Raw genomic sequence first — 23,116 nt, 5'->3', positions numbered from 1 at the left:
TTGAGAACATGATTTATTTTGAAACTGAACGGCTTATTGCAAGAGATTATTTAACAAACGATTATCTTCCTTTTAGTCAAATGAATGCAGATGAGCAAGTAATGAAATACTTCCCAGCCAGATTAACTCAAAACGAAAGTAATGCATTTCTTGATAGGATTCAAGAAGAATTAAAGTCACTTGGATATGGTCTCTTTGCTATTGAAGTTAAATCGACTGGCGAATTCATCGGTTTTACTGGATTTCATGAGGCTACTTTTGAAGCTACATTCACTCCATGCACGGAGATAGGTTGGCGATTAAAACATAGCGCTTGGAACCAAGGCTATGCCACCGAAGCCGCACTTGGCGCGTTAGCACTTGCTGAAGAAATCAACACTATTAACGAAATATACAGTTTTACCGCCGCACTCAATAAACCTTCAGAAAATGTCATGAAAAAAATCCATTTAACAAAAATAGCTACTTTTGAACATCCCGCTTTAGTAAATGGCGATCCACTAAAGCCCCATGTTCTTTATAAGAAGGCATAATAAAACCCCCTGTACATTCTGGTACAGGGGGTTTTAATTCCAAATAAGCAGTGAAAAATATAGTCCGACGAGCGTTATGAATAAAACTGGAATAGTAATCACAATGCCAATTTTGAAATAAGAGCCCCAGCTTATCTTTATCCCTTTCTGCGCTAGAACATGTAGCCAAAGTAAAGTTGCTAGCGAGCCAATTGGTGTTATTTTCGGACCTAAATCAGAACCAATGACATTTGCATAGACTAACGCTTCTTTCATCACGCCTGTAAATGACGTATGATCGATTGCAAGTGCATTTATCATTACTGTTGGCAAATTATTCATGACAGAAGACAGTATTGCAGCAATAAATCCCATTCCAACTGTTCCCGCAAATAAACCAAAGTGCGCAACATATGTAATTGCTTCTGATAATAATTTTGTGATACCGACATTTTGCAAACCATATACAACTACATACATACCAACCGAGAAAAACACAATATTCCAAGGTGCTCCTTTTAAAATAGCTTTTGTCGAGACCGCATGACTTTTTGCACTGACTAACAAAAAGATAACAGCAACTAGCAAGGCAATAAATGACACTGGAATGTCTAAAAAACTACTCAAAAAATAGCCTGCTACAAGGATGATAAGTATTCCCCAAGAAACACGAAACATCTTTTTATCTTTAATTGCAGAAGCTGGCTCTCGAATCACTCGCATATCATATTTTTTAGGTAATGCTTTCCGAAAATAAAAATATAAGATTAAAATACTCGCAACTAAAGAGAAAAGCGTTGGAATCCACATAATAAGCGCATACTGCGAAAAACTAATACCGAAAAAATCAGCCGAAACTATATTGACTAAATTACTAACTACGAGCGGCAAGGACGTCGTATCTGCTATAAAACCGCTAGCAATAATAAATGGAAATACCTTTTTCTCATCAAAATTCAGCGCTCGCACCATCGCTAGAACAATTGGTGTCAAAATTAGCGCCGCCCCGTCATTAGCAAACAACGCAGCAACGAAAGCTCCCAAAATAGAAATAAGAATAAACATTAATAACCCATTACCTCTTGCTAATCGCGCCATATGTAAAGCCGCCCACTCAAAAAAGCCAATTTTATCTAAAATCAATGAAATAATTATAATAGCAATAAAAGCGAGCGTCGCATTCCAAACAATTCCAGTAACTGTTGCGACATCTGATAAAGTGACGACGCCAAGTAATATGGCAATTAGCGCACCTCCGCAAGCTGACCATCCGATTGATAATTTTCTTGGTTGCCAAATCACAAAAAATAATGTGAAGGCAAATACTAAAATAGCTAAAGTAATCTGCATTTCTTCCCCTTTCTCTAATGAAAACCTCCCTTTCACTAGCACATTTTTAAATATATGCCTCTATTTGCCAAACATCAAACATTTGAAACCGATTTTCCAATAAAAAAGCACGTTTCCATCTATAGGAAACGTGCTTTTGACTATTAATAAATTTCAAGATATTGTTCGCGTTCCCAAGGGTGAACTGCTGTGCGGAACATATCACACTCAATTGTTTTTGCTTCAATAAAGTGTTCGAAAATGTGCTCACCTAAACCAGCTTTGATAATATCGTCTTTTTCAAGTTCGATTAAGGCGTGGCCCAAGCTTTCTGGTAGATCATAAATGCCAGTTGCTTCACGTTCTTCTTCGTTCATGCCGTAAATGTTACGATCAACTGGTGCCGGAGGAGTTAATTCATCTTTAATTCCAGATAAACCAGCTTTAAGTAGTACCGCCATTGCTAAATATGGATTAGCAGATGGATCGACGCTACGTAATTCAAGACGAGTGCTTAGTCCACGAGAACTTGGAACACGAACAAGCGGGCTACGATTTTTACCTGACCACGCAATGTAACATGGTGCTTCATATCCTGGAACCAATCGTTTGAATGAGTTAATGGTTGGATTTGTAACAGCTGTATAGCCACGGGCATGTTTTAACATCCCTGCTAAGAAATGATAAGCTGTTTGGCTCAATTCTAGTTCTCCGCTTTCATCGAAGAAAGCATTTCCTTTTTCATTAAATAGTGACATATTGAAATGCATTCCAGAACCATTTACACCAAAGAGCGGCTTCGGCATGAATGTTGCGTGTAAACCATGTTTACGAGCAATTGTTTTTACGACTAATTTAAATGTTTGGATGCTATCACACGCTGTAACGGCGTCTTCATATTTAAAGTCAATTTCGTGTTGTCCTGGTGCCACTTCATGGTGAGACGCTTCGATTTCAAAGCCCATTTCTTCTAATTCAAGCACAATATCGCGACGACAGTTTTCACCTAAGTCGGTTGGTGCTAAATCGAAGTAACCACCACTATCATTTAGTTCAAGTGTCGGACGACGATTTTCATCTAATTTGAATAGGAAAAATTCTGGCTCAGGTCCTAAGTTGAACTCTGTGAAACCTAGTTCTTCCATTTCTTTAAGTACACGTTTTAAGTTAGCACGTGGGTCTCCAGCAAAAGGAGTCATGTCAGGATTATAAATATCACAAATCATTCTTGCAACTTTTCCTTTTTCAGCTGTCCAAGGGAACACAACCCAAGTGTCTAAGTCTGGGAATAAATACATATCAGACTCTTCAATTCGTACAAAGCCTTCAATGGAGGAACCATCAAACATGATTTTGTTATCTAGTGCTTTCTTTAGTTGGCTAACAGGAATTTCCACATTCTTAATAATCCCGAGGATATCCGTGAACTGTAAACGAATAAATTTTACATTTTGTTCATCTGCGAAGCGGAAAATGTCTTCTTTTGTATATTTTGCCATAATCTAAATTCCTCCTAAATAATCTAATTATATTAACTTCTAAATAAAGTAAATACCTCTTCTTGTCTTTTTAAAACCTTGGTAATTGTTGTTTCCCTGTCGCATCTTGCTTTACAAAGCGACCAGCTTGTTGCATTTCTTTTCTAAGTATTTTGCGCACATCATCGTCTGTCAAAGGTTCTTTAGATTCTTTTTGCTGCATTTGATACATTTTCTTAATTCCCGCAATATTCAGACCATCATTCAAATAATCTTTTATCTCTAGCAAAACATCAATGTCTTGAAGTGAATACAAACGGTGATTTCCTTGATTTCGTGCCGGATGGATTAATCCTTGGTCTTCATAGTAGCGAATTTGTCTAGCGGTGAGATCAGTTAGCTTCATCACAGGCCCAATTGGAAACAGCGGCATCGATCTCCGGATTTCCTTTTCACTCACGACAATTCCCCCTCAAAACATAATTATTTTTTGATGATAGTAGCATTATAATGTACGTCAGATGTTTTGTCAAATTTATGTAAGATATTCTAACATTATCGTTAAAGCGTTGTATACCAATGTATTCCGCATAAAAAAACCGCGATTAAAACCATCGCGGTAAAAATTAAAAATATTTTTTTGCAAATAAATGTTACTTTTTTATACTATTTTTTGGATTGCTCGAGTAACTGCAATTTTGATGTGTTCATAGGTCAAACCGCCTTGAACATAGAGTTGATAAGGTTCTCTAATAGGTCCATCTGCTGTTAGTTCCAAACTCGCGCCTTGTATAAATGTCCCAGCTGCCATTATCACGTCATCTTCATAACCTGGCATATATGCACCGATTGGCAAAACATGCGCATTAACCGGCGAGGCTGCTTGAATAGCTTGCGCAAATGCAACCATCTTCTCTTTGTTATGGAAGGAAACGCTTTGAATTAAATCAGTTCTTGGCGCATCCCAAACTGGGTCAGCTTCTACACCAAACTCCGCAAGCATGGCGGCTGTGAATCGTGCTCCTTTAATTGCCTGAGCTGTCACATGAGGAGCTAAAAAGAAACCTTGATACATTTCTAATAAACTATAGAGTGATGCACCTGCTTCTCTGCCAATTCCAGGTGTAGTTAAGCGATAACCACATAAATCTACTAATGCTTCTTTTCCTGCAATATAACCGCCTGTTTTCGCTAAGCCACCACCAGGATTTTTGATTAATGAACCCGCGATAATATCTGCTCCAACTTCTGGCGGCTCCTGATATTCCACGAATTCTCCGTAACAGTTATCTACAAAAACAATTACTTCCGGATTGATATTTTTTACAAATACAATCATTTCTTTAATCTTTTCTATTGTAAAAGAAGGTCTATCCGCATAACCTCGTGAACGCTGAATTCCAATCATCTTTGTTTTTGGCGTCATTTTTTTCGCTATTCTTGGAAAGTCTACATCACCATTTTCCAGAAGCGGCACAGAGCTATAACCAATATGAAAATCTTTTAAAGAGCCCTGTCCTTGCTTTCGTATTCCTACAATTTCTTCTAACGTATCATAGGGTTGACCAGTAATATAAAGTAATTCATCATCCGGGCGAAGGATGCCAAATAATACGGTTGAAATTGCATGGGTTCCTGAAATTATTTGTGGACGAACCAGGGCCGCCTCTGTCTTAAATACAGTCGCATACACACGTTCTAATGTATCTCTACCTTCATCATCATAACCATACCCAGTGGAAGGATGAAAATGAAAATCACTCACTTTATTCTCTTGAAACGCATCTAAAACTTTCGCTTGATTAAATTCAGCAATTTCGTCTGTTTTATTTTGCAAATCATCAATTTGTGTTTCCACCTTTTTTCGTATCGCTTGAATATTATTCATTATTTAGCTCCTTTCTCGGTTTGTACCCCTCTATGTGGTAACTCTGTTTACTTTCAATATATTCTAGTTTCGTTACCCACGCTTGTTGCTTTATTTGCGCTAATTCTTTTCCTTTTTCTTCTGAAAGTTCTAGTGTAAAGAAAGCCCAATTTTTTTCAATTAATTGGATCATTCGCTGTTTAATCGTATCTGGAGCCTCTTGATCTAAAGCTGATATAAGCAAATTTTCTGGTTGATCGGGTACAAACGTGGCTGGTGCATGATCCATTTTATTGTAAATGACTAGTGTCGGCAGATGGTTCATTTCAAGTTCCTCTAATAAAGAAATTACCGTTGTTTCGTGTTGCAAATAGTCTGGATTTGATGCATCAACTACATGAATTAACACATCTACATTGGCAGTTTCCTCTAAAGTAGAGCGAAAAGCTGCAATTAAAGTCGTTGGCAAATCTTGAATAAAACCAACTGTATCTGTCAAAAGCGCTTGAAATCCACCCGAAAAGCGAATTTTTCGTGTGGTTGGGTCAAGCGTTGCAAATAATTTATCTTCTTGTAATGTTGTTTCATTCGTTAGACGGTTGAAAATAGTTGATTTCCCTGCATTTGTGTAACCAATTAAACCAAAGCGAAAAACGGATTGTATATTTCTTCGTTCAATGATTCGCTTGCGGTGTTGTTCAACATGTGTTAATTGCGCTTTGATATCATGCATTTTTTCGCGAATATGGCGTTTGTCCATTTCTAGTTTGGATTCACCAGGCCCTCTTGAACCAATACCTCCTCCAAGTTTTGATAAGGAAACACCTTGTCCGCTAAGTCTTGGTAACAGATATTTATATTGCGCGTATGCGACTTGCAGTTTTCCTTCTTTGGATTTTGCGCGCATGGCAAATATGTCTAAGATTAACTGTGTTCGGTCAATTATTCGCGCATCAACCGCCTTAGAAATATTGCGCACTTGAGTTGCACTAAGTTCACTATTAAATATAACAACGTCCGCCTCATGCATTTCCACTAAAGTAGCAAGCTCTTCCAGTTTACCAGAACCAATGAACGATGCTTGATTTACTCGTTCTAATTTTTGAATTAATTCATCTACTACTTCACCATTTGCCGTTTTAGCTAAGCTATGTAGTTCATTCATGGAATTCCAGAAAGCTTCTTCTGTTTTATTTGGCAAAATCACGCCTACAAGTATTATTTTTTCTCTTTCCACATGCATTTCTCCCTTTTTCAGACAAGACTAATCGTAGCATATTTTCTGCATAAAAAAAAGACATGAAACATCGCAAAAAAAGCGAGTTCCCTGCCTTTCAAGTAAAGTACTTATTCCGCATCAGGATTTAAAGCGACATTCTTCTGCGGGGAGAAAGTTGAAATTGCGTGTTTAAATACAAGCTGTTGTTTTCCTTCGACATCTAGTAGTACGGTAAAATTGTCAAAACTTACAACACGTCCTCTTAACTGAAAACCATTTGTTAAAAATACAGTTGCAAGAATTTTTTCCTTACGCAATTGATTTAAGTAATAGTCCTGTAACCCTTGTCCACCTTGTTTCATAATTTCCCTCTCCAATCTCTATCTTATACTAAAAATTTCCCAAACCCCAATGAAGTTCCATTGTGCAATTGGTTGGCTAATTTCAAATACCCTTTATTTCTTCTTACCAAACAGAAAAGCGTTATTTAGCTGTTAAAAAGGTTGTTGCTTTATTTAATGCTTCTGATTCTGTACTGCTAACACCCGCCTGAATCCAGTCAATATCCATTCTATTTCTAAACCAGGTTAACTGTCTTTTCGCGAAATGCCTTGAGTTCTTTTGAATTAATTCTTTTGCTTCTTCTAGTGAGCTCTTTCCTTCAAAATAAGGAAATAATTCTTTGTAGCCGATGCCGCGAACTGCTGGAACATCCACTAAATGTTGCTCATATAATTTTTTTGCTTCTGTCACTAAACCTTCTTCAAACATTAAATTCACTCGCTGATTAATTCTTTCGTAAAGTAACGCTCTGTCCAAATCAAGTCCTAGAAAGAGTGGTTGGTATCTATCATTAAGTACATTATTCACTTGATACTCTGAGAAAGGCTTTCCTGTTAGATGCATCACTTCTAATGCTCTAATCACTCGGCGCTTATTGTTTTCGTGTATCTGTGCTGCGCTTTCTGGATCTTTTTGTTCGAGCATTTGCCACAATACAGTTTTGTCTAGTTGTTCTAATTCCGCTCGATAAGCCTTATCTTCGCTTACGTTACCAAAATCATAATCATAGAAAACAGATTGAATATAAAGTCCTGTTCCACCAACAATAATTGGTAGCCTACCAGCTTGATGTATTGTTTCTATACATTTTCTTGTTTCTATTTGGAATTTCGCTGCAGTGAATGGTTCGGAAGGATTCGTCACATCAATAAGATAATGTTTGATTCCATCCATTTCTTCTGGTGTGATTTTTGCTGTACCGATATCTAATCCACGATAAACTTGCATAGAGTCACCACTGATGATTTCTCCGTCCAATTTTTTCGCTAGTTCAATACTTAAACTTGTCTTTCCGACAGCGGTTGGGCCAACGATGACGATGACAGGAATCTTGCTCAAAAAAAAACCTCCTTTTCACCTGTAATCAATGTACCATGAAAAAGGTTTCTTGAAAATAGTGAAAATGATTTTTTCCAGAAAAAAAGCGCAAATCCTTGAAAGATTTACGCTCTTTTCGAATTTTAATTATCTATCGTGCCAATCAGCTGGTTCTCTAGCATCATTAATTTGAATATTTAATTCCTCGATATAGGTTTGTTTTACATCGTCGCTCCAGTGGAATTGTTTAGCCATTTCATCCACAACAGCGTCTTTCCATTCAAGTAAGTATGGCATATCGAAAAGCAAGTAGCCAGTGCGACGTAATAAGAAATCGATTGGCGTTGTCACTGCTTCGTGTTGAATCGAGTAGCGTAGTTCAGCATACAAACTGTTTGGTAAAGTGGTTTCGTTTTGTTCTTTATGTTCCTGTGCATAAGTAAATAATTGATCGATATTACTACCGAAACGTTTAGCCATCTCACGACCTTCTTCTAAAGTCCAGCCGAAACGATTATTACCTTCTTTCGCTTTTTTAGATAGGAAAGCTTCTAATTGTTCTGAGCCACCAATGTCACCACCAGAAATTGGTAAATGTTTTGTTTGAACTGTTTTGTACTTTTTACCAGTTTCTTTCGCTAATGTTTTTGAAACGTCATCTAATAATTTTTCGGCCATTTTTCTGTAACCAGTGAGTTTACCACCTGCCATCGTGATTAAGCCACTTTCAGAAAACCAAACTTCATCTTTACGTGAAATTTCAGATGGATCTTTTCCTTCTTCATAGATAAGTGGACGAACCCCAGCCCAACTTGATTCAATATCTTTTTCGGTAATATGCACATCAGGGAACATATAATTAATCGCCTTAATCACATAATTATGATCAGATTCAAGTGCTTTTGGATTAATTACTGCTTCGTCGTACACTGTATCCGTCGTTCCAACATACACTTTTTTATCGCGCGGAATAGCAAAGACCATCCGGCCATCAGGTGTATCAAAGTATACCGCTTGTTCCATCGGGAATTTTTGTTTATCAATAACCAAATGAATTCCTTTTGTTAAGCGTAAATGTTTGTTGTTTGTTGCATAATCTAATTTTCTTACTTTATCTACCCAAGGACCAGCAGCATTAATAACACGATGTCCTTTAATATCGTATGCTTTGCCCGACAAACGATCTGTTACGGTTACACCAACTACTTGTTTATTGTCATCATATAAGAAATGCTCCGCTTTTGTATAGTTAATAGCATTCGCTCCGAGTTCTACTGCTTTTTTCATAACTTCTATTGTTAGACGCGCATCATCCGTGCGGTATTCCACGTAGTAACCAGAACCTTTTAAACCGTCTTTTTTCACGAATGGATTTTTGGCTAATGTTTCTTTTGCGCTTAAAATTTTACGTCGTTCATTTTTCTTTACCCCTGCTAAATAGTCATATAAACGAATACCAAATGAAGCGGTAGTTTTACCCATATTGCCGCCTTTATGGAATGGGAGCATCATCCATTCAGGAGTCGTTACGTGTGGTCCATTTTCGTAGACTATCGCACGTTCTTTTCCTAAATCTGCTACTTCTTTAATTTCAAATTGTTGTAAATATCTTAATCCACCGTGGACTAATTTTGTTGAACGGCTCGATGTTCCGCTCGCGAAATCACCCATTTCAACAAGTGCGACACTCATACCTCGTGAAGTGGCATCTAAAGCGATTCCTGCCCCTGTAATCCCGCCACCGACGATGACTAAATCAAATTTTTCCTCTTGAAGATTTCTTTCGATTGTTTCTCTGTCAAACGCTGAAAATAATTGTACCATTTTGTTTGCCCCCTTCAAATTGTTTACCGTCTGAATTATGCCTTCTTGGTTACTTTTCCACTTTTCAATCTAACTGAAACGCTTTAAGTTTAAAAACAAAAAAAGAGACTGCAAAGTAAGACGATTGCGCTCGCCTTTTGCAGTCTCTCCGAATCTCAGACAATAATATTTATTAACTTACTATGATTATATCTTTTAACGATTTATAATGAAAGCGTTTTGCTCATGGAGGTTATTTATTATTTCTTAGTGCCACTGCCTTTTCAGGAAAATCAGTCATCATTCCTTTAACATTGGCATCTATAAAATGCGTGATAGTTTCCTCCTTATTCACCGTCCAATAGCGTGCTGCGATTTGCTTTAAAATCGGGTTTTTCATTGCTTTTACTGGTGGATGCACTGCATCAAGCTGAATTTTTTCATGTAATGGCAATACTTCATCTAAGTTTTCATGTGTAATTAAAGCTAGTCTGGCAGTAGGATCTAAATCTCTCAGCCGAATGAGAGTATCTGGGTTAAAGGAAGAATACATTCGTTTGACTTCGGGAAATTTATCCGCTAATGCTAAAACTTTTTGTTCGATTCCTTCATATTCAAAGACATCCGTTTTCAACTCAATGTTTAGTATCATATCTGTGCCACTCACCAACTTAAAAATTTCTTCCAAAGTTGGCACACGGATTTTACGGAAAAGCCGTTTACCAATCACTAATTTTTTCACTTCTGAAAGTGTGTAATCTTTTAAAAAGCCAGACCCATTTGTAGTCCTATCGACGCGTTCATCGTGCATGACGATTAATTCGCCACTTTTCAAAACATGAATGTCTAACTCGATACCATCCGCACCGGATAAAATCGCTGCTTTCATAGCTGGTAGTGTATTTTCTGGATGCGTCCCACTACTGCCTCGATGGGCAAAAATTTCCGTCAAAATGCTTCCCCCCAAACTATTTACTTATATTTACTATAACAAAAATAAGCAAATATACTCAAATTTTTAAAATCTATCAATTAATTCAGCATTTTAAATTACTTCTTGATTTATGTGTGGTATTATAGTATGGAGCTAAAAACAGATCTCTTTACTATCTCTGTCTAGGTTTACACACACATATTTACTTATCACAAATAGGAGATGTTATTTTGAAAAGGACTACTCGCTACAGTAGAAAATATGTTCCGAGTATTGATGGACTTCGAGCACTCGCAGTTATTGCTGTAATCGCCTACCACTTGAATTTTAGCTGGGCTAAAGGTGGATTCATCGGCGTAGACATATTTTTCGTCTTATCTGGTTACTTAATTACAAATATTTTATTAACACAATGGGAAAAAAATCAATCACTTCAATTAAAGCAATTTTGGATTAGACGTTTTCGGCGACTCATTCCTGCTGTTTATGTAATGATTGTAGTCGTTGTCATCTATGCCGTCTTCTTCCATCCAGAAATTTTAAAAAACTTACGCGGCGATGCAATTGCTTCTTTCTTTTATGTAAGTAACTGGTGGTTTATTTTCCACAATGTTTCTTATTTTGATTCATTTGGACTTCCATCACCACTTAAAAACTTATGGTCACTAGCCATTGAAGAACAATTTTATTTAATATGGCCCGCTTTTTTACTGGTATTTCTCAAATGGGTAAAAAATCCAAAACTATTATTAAAAATCGTCATTGGCCTTGGCCTTCTCTCCGCAGTTTGGATGACGATTTTGTACGTTCCTGGGACAGATCCAAGTCGTGTTTATTACGGTACGGATACGAGAGCATTTGATTTGCTAGCAGGTTGTGCACTTGCATTTGTCTGGCCTTTCAATCGCCTTAGTCCTGTAGTTCCAAGGAAAAGTAAGTCAGTTCTCAATATTGCAGGAACAATCAGTATTTTATGTTTTATTCTATTCACAGCTTTTGTAAGTGAATATCAACCTTTCTTATATCGCGGTGGCTTGTTATTCGTTGCAATTCTCGGCGTTATCATGATTGCAACTATCTCACATCCCGCCTCTTATCTAAGCAAGATTTTCAGTTTTAAACCACTTAGATGGATTGGAACAAGGTCTTACGGTATTTACTTATGGCATTATCCAATTATAACGTTGACAACACCTGTACTAGAAATTACTCAACCTAATATATGGCGAGCTATCCTACAAGTTGCCGCTACTTTTATTATTGCTGAGTTATCGTTCCGCTTTATTGAAACTCCCATTCGAAAAAATGGTTTTATCAATTATTTTAAAGGCTTCAAAGATAAAAACTATTTCATTTGGAAAAATAAACCTGTTGGTAAATGGTTGAGTATCGCTGGTGTTGTTGCTGTTTTAGCAATATTTACACTTGGTATGTCAAACGTTCTTTCCGTCAATACCAATGCAGAAAAACAACAAACGTCTGTTAAAACAACCACCTCTACACCAGACGAGAAGAAAGATGATAAAAAAGACAAAGAAGATAAAGCTACTAAAGAAAAAGAAGACTCCAAAGAAACGGACGCAAATAAAGCTAACGGACAAAACCAAACACAAGTGCCAGACAACAAAAATAAAACAGCCGCCACGCCAAAAACAATGATTACACAAACAGTGGCGATTGGTGATTCAGTCATGCTTGATATTGAACCATACTTGAAAGAAGCCGTTCCTAATATCACAATTGATGGTCTAGTTGGACGTCAATTAAGAGATGCTATTACAACCGCTACTGGCTATAAGAAATTCAACAGCGAAAATAGCTCCGTTATTCTTGAACTTGGTACAAATGGTCCCTTCACAGAAGAGCAATTAAATGATTTATTAGATCAATTTGACAAAGCAACGATTTATTTAGTTAATACGCGGGTTCCTCGTGGTTGGCAGTCTGATGTAAATAAAAGTATTGCCAATGCTTCATCACGACCTAATGTAACTGTTGTTGATTGGTATTCAAGATCTAGTGGTCAATCTCAGTACTTTGCTCCAGATGGTGTTCATTTAACTAAATCTGGTGCTCAAGCTTATGTCGCCATGTTAACTAGCGTCATGAATAAATAACTATCCGCCCTTAATTGGGCGGATAGTTATTTTTATTTTTTCCTAGAAACAAACCAGCTTAAGCTAATTAGTAAAAATCCTACTGTTGCACCTGCTACAGGCAAGGAATCCCCTGTTTTAGGTAAAGCCTCTTTGCTTGTTTCTGCTTTAGCTTTTTTCTCATTTACAGTTAAAGATGGAATTTTGTGACTTGGCACTTCTGGTTTATTGACGTTTGGTTTGATAACCGGATTAGGTGTTGGGCTTGGGTCCGGTGTTGGATCTGGTGTTGGTGTTGGATTTGGCGTCGGATCTGGTGTTGGATTTGGCGTTGGGTCTGGTATTGGTGTTTCTTTTTCAACAATAACCGTCACTTGCACTGGCAAAGCTTTTTGTAAATCATTTTCTGCGTTTAGTGTAACGACATATTTTCCTGGTTTGGAAAGATCAACAACAGTCGCAAAATCACTTGTAATCGCTGTTCCATCATTTGTTTTCGCTTTGATGTCTGCTAAAAATTCTGCTTCTGTTTTAGATGTATCCACCTTATAAGTGATTTTTTCATCTGCCGTAATCGCTGTCTTCTCTTTAATTGTTACGTTTACTTGAACTGGGGCTGCCTTTAATCCAGAATTATTCTCAGATTGTAAAGTAACTGTGTACGTTCCAGGAGTCTTGAAATCTACTTTATCAGCGAAATCACTTGTAACAGTTGATCCGTCATCTGTTTTTGCATGAATATCTGCTAAAAATTCTGCTTCTGTCACTGGTTGATTTTCTATATATGTTTTTCCACTGTCAGCTGAGATGTTTACAGAATGGTCGACAGTGAAGTAATGATCATAGATAGGTACAGATATATTGTACGCCCCACCATTTTTAAACTGATCAGGAATATTATAAGTTTGAGAACTCAAATCGATTTTCGCGTTGTACTCCATTTTTTCAAGATTATCAAAATCTGCTTTACTTACATCACTTACTGTTAAGCCATCACTCGTAATTGTTAGGCGATTGCCATTTACTTGTTTCTCATTCATTGCAAAGTAAGTGTCGCTGCCTGCAGTTGATTTTACGAAATCTGGTACATAGCCATCATAATTAACTGTTCGTTCCGTCATCAAGCTGAATGGGACGTATAATGTTTGCTTTTCTGCATTATAAGTTAATGCACTACCTTTAATATCGGAGTTAATTAGTTTTTTACCCCCTATAGTTTGGGAAAATGCATACAGTTGATTCAATTTAGGGAAATCTTCTATACCTCGATAATCATGTACTCCGTCAAATTGAATATTTAAGCTCTTAAGTTCTGGCAATGTTTTAAGTGGCATGATATCCGTTATTGCACCATTATAACTAAGGTCAATACTATTTACTTTAGGAAGTGTGTTTATTTTAGTTAAAATAGAATCATCATGTGCACTGTGCGAAATATCCAGTAGAGTTAAACTCGTCAGCCCACTTAAATTTGGAATTTTATCGGATGTAACATCTTTTCCCATAATTCTTAATCGTTCAAGATTACTCAACCCGCTTATTGGATTATAGTTTGTTGCATGAATATTATTTATGGTTAAATCTTTTATATTATGGGCATATTCAATACCTGTCAAATCAGTAACATTTATATTCGCTAAAGTAATATATGTTAATGAATTCATTTGTGCTTCAGTAATATTCGCTGTACTCGATTGTCCTAATAATCCATTTAAGTACGCTTTAAATGTTGAATCTGGAATGTTCACATTATCCTGACTTGCTTTTAATCCAGTTTGCTCTGCAGCAAATACCGGGAATGTTGTTTGCGATACGGGGACAGCGAGTACTGCAAAGCATACCCCAATTTTTACGATATTTGATTTTACTGACATAAGTTATTACCATCTCCACTCTGTTATATTCGCCTAGTAAATTTTAAGAGGTATCCTTAAAAGAAACTTTATGATGTAATTATAGTCTCCTCAGCATATGAGACCAATAGACAAAATGTGTACAAAAATGGTTGAAAAAGCAAAATTTAGTATCTTTTTAGGATTTTTCTATTCACATCTCCTGATTTTATGCGGTTTTTATTTGGCATTTAAACTAGTAAAAAAAAAGGCTATTTTTGTCGAATTTTTGTCGAAATGAAATCATAATTTTTTTATAAGCTATTTTATAGATAAAAAACTATCCACTCGAGAATTTTGAGTAGATAGTTTTTTATTTATTTTTACGAATAATTATAATAACTATGAATCCTACCACTGCGATAGTTGTTGGTACTAATTTTTCTGTTTGCGTTGATTTGACTATACTAGTTTTCAAAACAGAGATGGCTGTATCTCCAGAACATTAGAATCAGATAGACTGATCTGGGCAAATCACAAAAAATACAAGTGATTGCATGGCAAGTCTCCGTTAGTATTCCATACGACATTTAAATTCGTTATTAATTTTGATAAAAATATGTTATTTATAAAAAGCATCTACCGATATTCCGATAGATGCTTTCATTTTTATTCACCAAATACATTTTTCCATTCGTCTCGTTTGTCTAAAAATTCCGCCGCAAGCGCTTTTGCACCTTCTAAACTATGGCTTGCTGCCCAACCGCATTGGACTTCATTGCATGCAGGAACTTCTGTCGCAGCTAAAACATCCGTTAGTGTTGTGGCGATGATTTCTAGTGCATCATCATAGTCGCTATGATTAATGAAGGAAACATAAAAGCCAGTTTGGCATCCCATTGGACTAATGTCTACTAATTTGTCAGTATGATTTCTTGCAAGTTCTGCCATCAAATGTTCTAAAGAGTGTAGCGCTGGCATTTCCATATGTTCTTTATTAGGTTGTTTGAAGCGAACATCATATTTGTATATTTCATCTCCATGGACGCCCACTTTCGTTCCCGCCAGTCTCACAAAAGGTGCTTTTACTTTCGTATGGTCCAAATTAAAACTTTCTACATTCATTTTTTCTGCCATGCGTATCCCTCCTCTTATTCTTTGTTATTATATCAAAAAAAAGAATCCTTGCATATTTCTATACAAGAACTCTTTTTCTTCCTTATTCATCTTTTGCATCTGAGGTATCTTTTATTTCGGGTATTGCTAGCCAAATAGAAGTTGGTTCGCCTTCCATTGTTTCATCGAGTACGAAGGATCCGTTAGAATAGCGATCCGTTATTCGTAGATTGGCAACGTCTATTTCAACAATTTGGTCTGTGTTTGTTTCGATAAATAGGTGGTCGTTATTATCAGCAAGAGTTATACCAATGAAGCGATGTGGATTGCTTTTCAGTTCGCGTAACATCAATAAGCCACGTTTCGCTCTTGAGATTGGTTCAAATTCGCTTGCTTTCATTTGTTTGAGTGAGCCACGTTGTGTGGCAAGAAGAATATGTTTTTGTTCGTTCGGCATAAGGACTATACCGCCAATAACTATATCATCTTGTTTTAAGTTAATCGCTTTTACACCCGCTGTTCTTGCACCTGATTCTGGAATTTCAGTAATAGAATAACGAAGGCCGTAACCATTTTTTGTTGCTAAGAAAATATCTTCTGTGCCATCAATCAAATGAACATTTAACAGCTCATCGTCACCTTTTAATTTAATTGCCATCATGGATTTAGAATAGCGTTGTGGTTTGTAATTCGTAATAGCTGATTGCTTGGTCATGCCGTTTTTAGTAACGAATAAAAAGCGTTTTTCTTCCGTAAAGGCTTGAATTGCAATAGCAGAACGGATTTCTTCACCTGCCGATAAATCACTGGCCAAGTGACTTACGTGATCTCCGAGGTTTTTCCAGCGAATATCTGGCAACTCATGTACTGGTCGATAAATGAAATTCCCTTTGCTCGTGAATAACAGGAGCGAATCAAGTGAATTCATTTTTTGGATAAAGATGGCATGGTCTGCTTCTTTCATGGCTAGTTCCGCACCGTTTGATGCTGCATAAGAACGTTGGCTCGTACGTTTCACATAGCCTTCTTTTGTCACAGAAACAATCACATCTTCATTCGCAACAAGTACTTCTGTATCGATTTTGATTTCTGTAATTTCTGCTTGCACTTCTGTACGGCGAGCAGTTTTATATTTTTTCTTAATTTCCGCTAGCTCTTCTTTTAACACAGCGATAAGCTCTGCTTCATCACCTAGGATTTTTTCAAGAACACTAATTTGTTCTGCTAAGGATTTTGCTTCACTTTGAAGTTCATGTATATCTGTATTTGTTAAACGATAAAGTTGTAAAGATACAATTGCTTCTGCTTGTTTTTCGCTGAAATCATATTTTGTTTGAAGATTTAGTTTTGCATCGCGTTTGTCTTTTGAACCACGAATTAATTTAATGACTTCATCTAAAATAGACAAAGCTTTAATTAAACCTTCTAAAATATGTTGGCGAGCGCGCGCTTTACGAATATCGTATTCAGAGCGCTTCGTAATAATTTCTTTTTGGTGTTCAATATAAGCGTCAAGCATTGGGATAATGCCCATTAGCTCCGGACGTTTTTTATTAATAGCAACCATGTTAAAATTATAGCTTACTTGTAAATCTGTATTTTTAAACAGGTAGTTCAAAACACCTTCAGCATTGGCATCTTTTTTTAGTTCAACAGCAATACGAAGTCCTGTGCGGTCGGTTTCATCACGTACTTCTGAAATACCTTCAATTTTTTTCTCAATTCGAAGTTCATCCATGCGTTTAACTAAATTAGCTTTATTTACTTCATATGGAATTTCATGAATTGTAATTTGTTTTCTACCGCCACGAATATCTTCAATTTCTGTTTTAGAACGAACGACAACGCGTCCTTTTCCAGTTTGATAAGCTTTTCGAATACCATCAATCCCTTGAATAATCCCACCTGTTGGGAAATCTGGACCTTTGACAATTTTCATAATATCATCCGTTGTGGAAAGTGGGTTATCTAATCGTTTAATAACAGCTTCGATGATCTCTGTTAAATTATGCGGCGGAATATCTGTTGCATAACCAGCGGAGATACCGGTAGAACCATTCACTAAAAGGTTTGGAAAACGTGCTGGTAAAACAGTTGGCTCACTAGATGTGTCATCAAAGTTAGGAATAAAGTCAACTGTTTCCTTTTCAATATCGCGTAAAAGTTCTGCTGATATAGGAGAAAGGCGAGCTTCTGTATAACGCATTGCTGCAGGCGGATCCCCGTCGACACTGCCGTTATTACCATGCATTTCAATCAGCATATTACGTACTTTCCAGTCTTGACTCATCCGTACCATTGCTTCGTAAACTGAAGAGTCACCATGTGGATGGTAGTTACCAATAACGTTTCCGACCGTTTTAGCAGATTTACGGAAACCTTTCTCAGCAGTATTTCCTTCGACATTCATCGCGAATAAAATACGACGTTGTACAGGTTTCAGTCCGTCACGAACATCTGGAAGCGCACGTTCTTGAATAATATATTTACTATATCTACCAAAACGGTCGCCCATAACTTCTTCTAGCGCTAAGTCTTGGATATGTTGTTCTGGATTACTCAAATGTCTTTCGCCTCCTCAACCATCATGTTTTCATTTTCTAAAATATTTTGGCTATCTTCCATAGAAAACTCGACATGCTTTTCAATCCATTGTCGTCTTGGTTCTACTTTGTCGCCCATCAGTGTGGCCACGCGGCGTTCAGCGCGTGCAGAATCATCTACCCGTACACGAATTAACGTGCGCGTATCAGGATTCATCGTTGTTTCCCAAAGTTGGTCAGCATTCATCTCACCAAGACCTTTGTATCGTTGAATCATGTAGCCTTTACCAATTTTTTGGATGGCAGAGTCTAATTCTTCATCTGTCCAAGCATATTCGATTACTTCTTTTTTACCAGAACCACGGCTTACTTTGTAAAGTGGTGGTAAGGCAATAAATACTTTACCTGCTTCCACTAGTGGGCGCATATAACGATAGAAAAAGGTTAATAGTAATACTTGAATGTGTGCGCCATCGGTATCGGCATCGGTCATGATAACTACTTTGTCATAGTTACAATCTTCTACATCGAACTCCGTACCAACTCCCGCACCAACTGTATGGATAATCGTACTAATTTCTTCATTTTTCAAGATATCTTGTAGTTTGGCTTTTTCTGTATTGATTACTTTTCCTCGAAGTGGCAAAATTGCTTGGAAACGACGGTCACGACCTTGTTTAGCTGATCCCCCCGCCGAGTCACCTTCGACTAGGTAAAGTTCATTTTTATTAGGATTTCGCGATTGTGCCGGTGTTAATTTTCCAGAAAGAAGTGTTTCGGAACGTTTCTTTTTCTTGCCGTTACGTGTTTCTTCGCGCGCTTTTCTGGCAGCTTCTCTTGCTTCGCGGGCTTTAACAGCCTTTTTAACTAGAAGAGAGCTTGTTTCTGGGTTTTCGGCAAGGAAGTAAGCTAAATGTTCTGCTACAACTGCATCAACCGCCTGACGAGCTTCCTGCGTCCCTAGTTTTTCTTTCGTTTGACCTTCGAATTGAAGGATTTTTTCTGGAACACGGATAGAAAGTACAGCTGATAAACCTTCACGAATATCGCTACCTTCAAGGTTTTTATCTTTTTCTTTTAAAAGATTCACACGACGAGCATAATCATTGAAAATCCGCGTCATTGCCGCTTTCATTCCAGATTCATGCGAGCCTGCTCCGCGAGTTCGAACGTTATTAACGAAACTCAAGATATTTTCAGAATAACCATCATTGAATTGGAACGCCATTTCTACTTCAATGGTCGCATTTTCCCCTTCAAAGCTAGCTACAGGATGAAGCACATCTTTACCTTCATTAATATATTCAACAAAGTTTTTCACACCTTCTTCAAAGTGGAAAGCCTCTGCCATGCCAACTCGTTCATCAATTAATTCAATTAACATCCCTTTTAAAAGAAATGCTGATTCTCTTAGACGTTCTGATAAGGTTTCATAGTTAAATGAAGTCGTTGGAAAAATTGCTGGATCTGGCTTAAAGCGAATCGTTGTCCCAGTAGCTTTTGATTTTCCGATTTTTTTCAGTGTTCCATCTGGCTTTCCGCCGTCTTTAAATTTTTGTTGGTAGGTTGCGCCGTCACGATTAATTGTAACTACTAACCATTCAGAGAGCGCATTTACAACGGATGAACCAACACCGTGAAGCCCACCACTTGTTTTATATCCGCCTTCTTGGCCGAACTTACCACCGGCGTGAAGAACAGTTAAAATAACTTCTACCGTAGACTTACCTGTTTTGTGCATCCCAACAGGCATCCCACGACCTTCATCGCTAACACTAACACTGCCATCCACGTGAAGTGTCACAACAATTTTCTTACCAAAACCTGCAAGGGTCTCATCGACCGAGTTGTCCACTATTTCATATACTAAATGGTGCAGCCCGCGTACATCTGTTGAACCGATATACATCGCTGGGCGTTTCCGGACCGCTTCCAGTCCTTCAAGCACCTGAATAGAATCATCATTATACTCATTCCGATTCATATTTCAAAACTCCCTTCATTCCGTCAATCTACAACTTTCACGTTGTTATTCGCTTAAAACCACTTTATCAGAATAGCATTAACTAGCTGATTAATAAAGTGATAGTTTAGTGACAAATTCCTTTTCATAAAAAAACAGGCTCTGCTATAAGAACCTGCTTCCTTCAAAAATGGTGTTTAATTAATCCATTTCTTGATAAGCAACCTTAATGCAATAATCCATGACAGTAGGATATCCTTTTTCTGTCAAAAAATCAAATGCTTCCTGATTAGCTATGCCAAGCTGTGCCCAAAATACATCTGCATCTATTTGGTCAAAAGCCTCCGCTATTTCAGGTAAAAACTCTGAGCGACGAAAGACATTCACAATATCCACATGTTCCTCGATATCCGTTAAACGCTTGACGGCTTTTTCGCCAAGAATTTCGTCTGCATTAGGGTTCACTGGTATAATTTTGTACCCAGCTTGCTGCATTATTTGACTCACTCGGTAACTTGTGCGGTCTGGTTTATCACTCAAACCAACGACTGCGATTACTTTTGCCTTCTTTAAGATTTGCTGGATTTCTTCTTTTGTTGGATTTTGCATTAGTCTAATCGCCCTCCTACTATTCTTTCTAATCATAAGCTATTTTTGCGGTTTTTTCAACTTTTCATCGTGATTTGTCCTAACAATTTAGCCAATCTTCTTCATTTTGTGCTATAATTCTTTATGGAAAACATCATTTCTTCTTGAGGGGTTTAAAAATGACAATTAATTTAATTCTGCTTTCTTTATTAGCCTATGTGATTGGTTCGATACCGTCTGGTTTATGGATTGGCAAAATTTTTTACAAAAAGGATATTCGCGATTTCGGTAGCGGTAATTTAGGCGCGACGAATTCATTCCGGGTTCTCGGAATCAAAGCCGGTAGTATCGTGACAGTGATGGACATTTTAAAAGGGACTGTCGCAACGTTGCTTCCATTTTTCTTTCAATTGAATGTAGACCATCATTTTTGGTTGCTAACTGGAGCATTTGCTATTATTGGGCATAGTTTCCCGCTTTTCGCAGGATTTAGAGGCGGAAAAGCAGTTGCTACTTCGGCAGGTGTCATCCTTGCCTATGCACCATTACTCTTTGTAGCCGCACTTGTAGTCTTCTTAGTTACACTTAAACTTAGCAAATATGTATCGCTCAGCTCGATGATTGGAGCACTTGCAGCGTTAATTATTTCTCTTTTCATGGGAGACTGGATTTTAATTATTCTTGTTGCTTGTATCGCACTCTTTGTCATCTGGCGTCACCGAGCAAATATCACTCGGATTCGTAACGGCGAAGAACCCAAAATAAAATGGATGTAATAAAACCCAGAAGATGCATTTCGCTCTTCTGGGTTTTCGTTTTAACCTACTGTAATTTCATATTCGGAAGCAAAGACAGCTTCTGGCTCTAAATGCTCTATTCCCGCTTTATCTCGCAGTTCAACAGATTCTCCAGCACCATCTGCAATTCCGTACCACGGTTCAATACATAAGAAAGGGGTCCCCGGTTTTGCCGTCCAAACACCTACAAATGGGAATTCTGGGAAAGATACTTTTACAAAATGAGGTGTTTTATCTGATTTGATGGTCATTTCTTTTTGTTTTAGTGCTTCAAAAATAAGTGCATCGTTTTTAAATAAATCATAGCTCAGTGGTAAGTATTGTGCTGGTTTATCGACAACCTTCTTAATTTCGCCACTGCGGTATGGCCCTTCTAAACAAAGTGTTTCTAAATTCTCTTCTGTTCCGAAATCCAAATAATAATCTTCAAATGTCGTCCCGTCTGTTAATGGTAAATTAAAAGCTGGGTGCGCACCAATAGAGAAATAAATTCGCTTGTTATCCGTATTTTCAACTTCGTAGGAAACAGCTACCGTATTTTTTTCTATTGTATAAATAATCGATAGTTTAAATTTGTAGGGATAAACTGCTAATGAATCTTCGTCTGCATCCAACTCAAAACGTACCGATTTTTCTGTTTGCTCGATTACTTGAAAATCACGGTCACGGGCAAACCCGTGTTGCCCTAAGTGGTACGGCTTTCCATCGACTAAGTAAGTATCTTCTACAAGCCTTCCAACTGTTGGAAATAGAACAGGTGAATGACGCCCCCAAAACTTGCTATCAGCATTCCATAAATACTCAAGTCCGGTATCTTTATGGAAGATTCGCGTTAATTCTGCTCCAGCTGTTTTCATTTCTACAAGCAATACTTCATTTTCCAGTTTAATCATTGTTATTTCTCCTCCAAATGAAACCGCTCGATTTGTTCAAAGGCTTTTTCTTTTTTCAGTACAACGAGTTGCATCTCGCCAAACAAATCATAATGCGGAAAGTTTTTTCGACGGTTATCAATCCAATCTGGGGCTAAACCATATTGTTTCCCCCATTGTTGTAGTTTTTTCAAATCTACACATGCAACTTTGGTTACAGTTTTTGATTCAGGAAAGCGATCATCTAGCCAATAATGGGTGATAATTGCAATCTCTCCACGGGCTGCTTTTTCTTTCCATAACTCCATTTCATCACGTTTTACACCAAAAGCCATTTTTTATCACTACCAGTCTTATTTATTCTAAAGCTTTTAGATAGGCTTCATGCCAATTCGGAAATGTTCTTCTTAACGATACAGGGCGGAAATCTTCTTTCGTTACACATACATGCTGTGTTTCTCCTGTAATGGCTACTTCATTCGTATCTTCATAGCAAATTTCATAACCATAAGTAACACGAAGTCCATCATACCCTTTTATCCATGTTTTTACAACTGCCTTCTGTCCGTAACGCAGTGGTTTTCCGTAATGAATATGCACATCTAATACCGGAGAAAGATAACCAGCCTCTTCCATATCAAAATAACGAAAACCTAATTTTTCAATTAATCTTGTTCGGCCGATTTCCATCCATACAAGGTAATTGTTATGATAAACAACGCCCATTTGATCGGTTTCTGCATAGCGTACTTCAATGGTTGTTTCAGCGATTTCCATTCTAAATTCC

General features: G+C 37.4%; 20 protein-coding genes. 3 read left to right on the top strand and 17 right to left on the bottom strand.

Annotation, left to right across the window (positions count from 1 at the left end):
- Positions 1 to 8: 8 nt before the first annotated feature.
- Entirely contained in the window at positions 9 to 533 is a 525-nt protein-coding gene (locus LMOATCC19117_RS06590; protein ID WP_003734519.1) for a GNAT family N-acetyltransferase, read from the top strand.
- A 33-nt stretch (positions 534 to 566) separates the two neighbouring features.
- Here the strand turns inward: LMOATCC19117_RS06590 and LMOATCC19117_RS06585 are convergent, their stop codons facing one another.
- The 9 genes from LMOATCC19117_RS06585 to LMOATCC19117_RS06545 form a co-directional block, all read right to left on the bottom strand.
- On the bottom strand, positions 567 to 1,862 hold the full coding sequence (locus tag LMOATCC19117_RS06585) for an arsenic transporter (protein WP_003726564.1): 1,296 nt from the start codon (positions 1,860 to 1,862) through the stop codon (positions 567 to 569).
- Positions 1,863 to 2,005: 143 nt separating this feature from the next.
- Positions 2,006 to 3,340 (bottom strand): type I glutamate--ammonia ligase, encoded by a 1,335-nt coding sequence (glnA, locus tag LMOATCC19117_RS06580; protein ID WP_003723435.1) that lies wholly within the window; start codon positions 3,338 to 3,340, stop codon positions 2,006 to 2,008.
- Positions 3,341 to 3,410: 70 nt separating this feature from the next.
- The gene (locus LMOATCC19117_RS06575; RefSeq protein ID WP_003719570.1) at positions 3,411 to 3,779 is read right to left on the bottom strand and encodes a MerR family transcriptional regulator; all 369 of its coding nucleotides are present in this window, start codon (positions 3,777 to 3,779) and stop codon (positions 3,411 to 3,413) included.
- A 201-nt stretch (positions 3,780 to 3,980) separates the two neighbouring features.
- On the bottom strand, positions 3,981 to 5,207 hold the full coding sequence (locus LMOATCC19117_RS06570; protein ID WP_003727505.1) for an aminotransferase class I/II-fold pyridoxal phosphate-dependent enzyme: 1,227 nt from the start codon (positions 5,205 to 5,207) through the stop codon (positions 3,981 to 3,983).
- Complete coding sequence (gene hflX / locus LMOATCC19117_RS06565) at positions 5,200 to 6,423, bottom strand: GTPase HflX (protein WP_012681271.1); 1,224 nt, start codon at positions 6,421 to 6,423, stop codon at positions 5,200 to 5,202. The genes LMOATCC19117_RS06570 and hflX overlap by 8 nt, the downstream gene beginning before the upstream one ends.
- 110 nt (positions 6,424 to 6,533) lie before the next feature.
- Complete coding sequence (gene hfq, locus LMOATCC19117_RS06560; protein WP_003719566.1) at positions 6,534 to 6,767, bottom strand: RNA chaperone Hfq; 234 nt, start codon at positions 6,765 to 6,767, stop codon at positions 6,534 to 6,536.
- Positions 6,768 to 6,888: 121 nt separating this feature from the next.
- Positions 6,889 to 7,806: a tRNA (adenosine(37)-N6)-dimethylallyltransferase MiaA gene (miaA, locus tag LMOATCC19117_RS06555; protein WP_003726658.1), complete on the bottom strand. Its 918-nt coding sequence runs from the start codon at positions 7,804 to 7,806 to the stop codon at positions 6,889 to 6,891.
- Between the two features lie 126 nt (positions 7,807 to 7,932).
- Entirely contained in the window at positions 7,933 to 9,609 is a 1,677-nt protein-coding gene (locus LMOATCC19117_RS06550; RefSeq protein WP_003723738.1) for a glycerol-3-phosphate dehydrogenase/oxidase, read from the bottom strand.
- A gap of 232 nt (positions 9,610 to 9,841) precedes the next feature.
- Positions 9,842 to 10,540 (bottom strand): glycerophosphodiester phosphodiesterase, encoded by a 699-nt coding sequence (locus LMOATCC19117_RS06545; protein ID WP_003726657.1) that lies wholly within the window; start codon positions 10,538 to 10,540, stop codon positions 9,842 to 9,844.
- A gap of 212 nt (positions 10,541 to 10,752) precedes the next feature.
- On the opposite strand from LMOATCC19117_RS06545, the gene oatA reads away from it, so the two are divergent.
- Positions 10,753 to 12,639 carry a peptidoglycan O-acetyltransferase OatA gene (oatA, locus tag LMOATCC19117_RS06540; RefSeq protein WP_003734520.1) on the top strand — a complete coding sequence of 629 codons (1,887 nt, stop codon included), beginning with the start codon at positions 10,753 to 10,755 and terminating at the stop codon, positions 12,637 to 12,639.
- A 32-nt stretch (positions 12,640 to 12,671) separates the two neighbouring features.
- Here oatA and inlK read toward each other — a convergent pair whose 3' ends face one another.
- The 5 genes from inlK to LMOATCC19117_RS06515 all read right to left on the bottom strand — a co-directional run bounded on the left by inlK (position 12,672) and on the right by LMOATCC19117_RS06515 (position 20,681).
- Complete coding sequence (gene inlK / locus LMOATCC19117_RS06535) at positions 12,672 to 14,492, bottom strand: class 1 internalin InlK (protein ID WP_003734521.1); 1,821 nt, start codon at positions 14,490 to 14,492, stop codon at positions 12,672 to 12,674.
- 627 nt (positions 14,493 to 15,119) lie between these two features.
- The gene (locus LMOATCC19117_RS06530) at positions 15,120 to 15,587 is read right to left on the bottom strand and encodes an S-ribosylhomocysteine lyase (protein ID WP_003726814.1); all 468 of its coding nucleotides are present in this window, start codon (positions 15,585 to 15,587) and stop codon (positions 15,120 to 15,122) included.
- Between the two features lie 82 nt (positions 15,588 to 15,669).
- Positions 15,670 to 18,129 (bottom strand): DNA topoisomerase IV subunit A, encoded by a 2,460-nt coding sequence (parC, locus tag LMOATCC19117_RS06525; RefSeq protein ID WP_003734522.1) that lies wholly within the window; start codon positions 18,127 to 18,129, stop codon positions 15,670 to 15,672.
- Entirely contained in the window at positions 18,126 to 20,093 is a 1,968-nt protein-coding gene (gene parE, locus LMOATCC19117_RS06520) for a DNA topoisomerase IV subunit B (protein WP_003727510.1), read from the bottom strand. The genes parC and parE overlap by 4 nt, the downstream gene beginning before the upstream one ends.
- Positions 20,094 to 20,273: 180 nt before the next feature.
- Complete coding sequence (locus LMOATCC19117_RS06515) at positions 20,274 to 20,681, bottom strand: CoA-binding protein (protein WP_003727511.1); 408 nt, start codon at positions 20,679 to 20,681, stop codon at positions 20,274 to 20,276.
- A gap of 158 nt (positions 20,682 to 20,839) precedes the next feature.
- On the opposite strand from LMOATCC19117_RS06515, the gene plsY reads away from it, so the two are divergent.
- Entirely contained in the window at positions 20,840 to 21,436 is a 597-nt protein-coding gene (gene plsY, locus LMOATCC19117_RS06510) for a glycerol-3-phosphate 1-O-acyltransferase PlsY (RefSeq protein ID WP_003726698.1), read from the top strand.
- A 41-nt stretch (positions 21,437 to 21,477) separates the two neighbouring features.
- Here the strand turns inward: plsY and LMOATCC19117_RS06505 are convergent, their stop codons facing one another.
- Genes LMOATCC19117_RS06505 through LMOATCC19117_RS06495 form a run of 3 tightly spaced genes read right to left on the bottom strand, consistent with a single transcriptional unit; the run spans position 21,478 to position 23,106 of the window.
- Positions 21,478 to 22,350: an aldose 1-epimerase family protein gene (locus LMOATCC19117_RS06505; RefSeq protein WP_003726697.1), complete on the bottom strand. Its 873-nt coding sequence runs from the start codon at positions 22,348 to 22,350 to the stop codon at positions 21,478 to 21,480.
- 2 nt (positions 22,351 to 22,352) lie between these two features.
- On the bottom strand, positions 22,353 to 22,664 hold the full coding sequence (locus tag LMOATCC19117_RS06500; RefSeq protein WP_003724130.1) for a hypothetical protein: 312 nt from the start codon (positions 22,662 to 22,664) through the stop codon (positions 22,353 to 22,355).
- Positions 22,665 to 22,686: 22 nt separating this feature from the next.
- A complete protein-coding gene (locus LMOATCC19117_RS06495; RefSeq protein ID WP_003727513.1) occupies positions 22,687 to 23,106 on the bottom strand; it encodes an acyl-CoA thioesterase in 420 nt (139 codons plus the stop codon).
- Positions 23,107 to 23,116 lie beyond the last annotated feature (10 nt).

It is taken from the genome of Listeria monocytogenes ATCC 19117 (assembly GCF_000307025.1).
Lineage (GTDB): Bacteria > Bacillota > Bacilli > Lactobacillales > Listeriaceae > Listeria > Listeria monocytogenes_B.
Note: the sequence above shows the minus strand (reverse complement) of the source record. Positions and strands in the feature narration are given on the sequence as shown.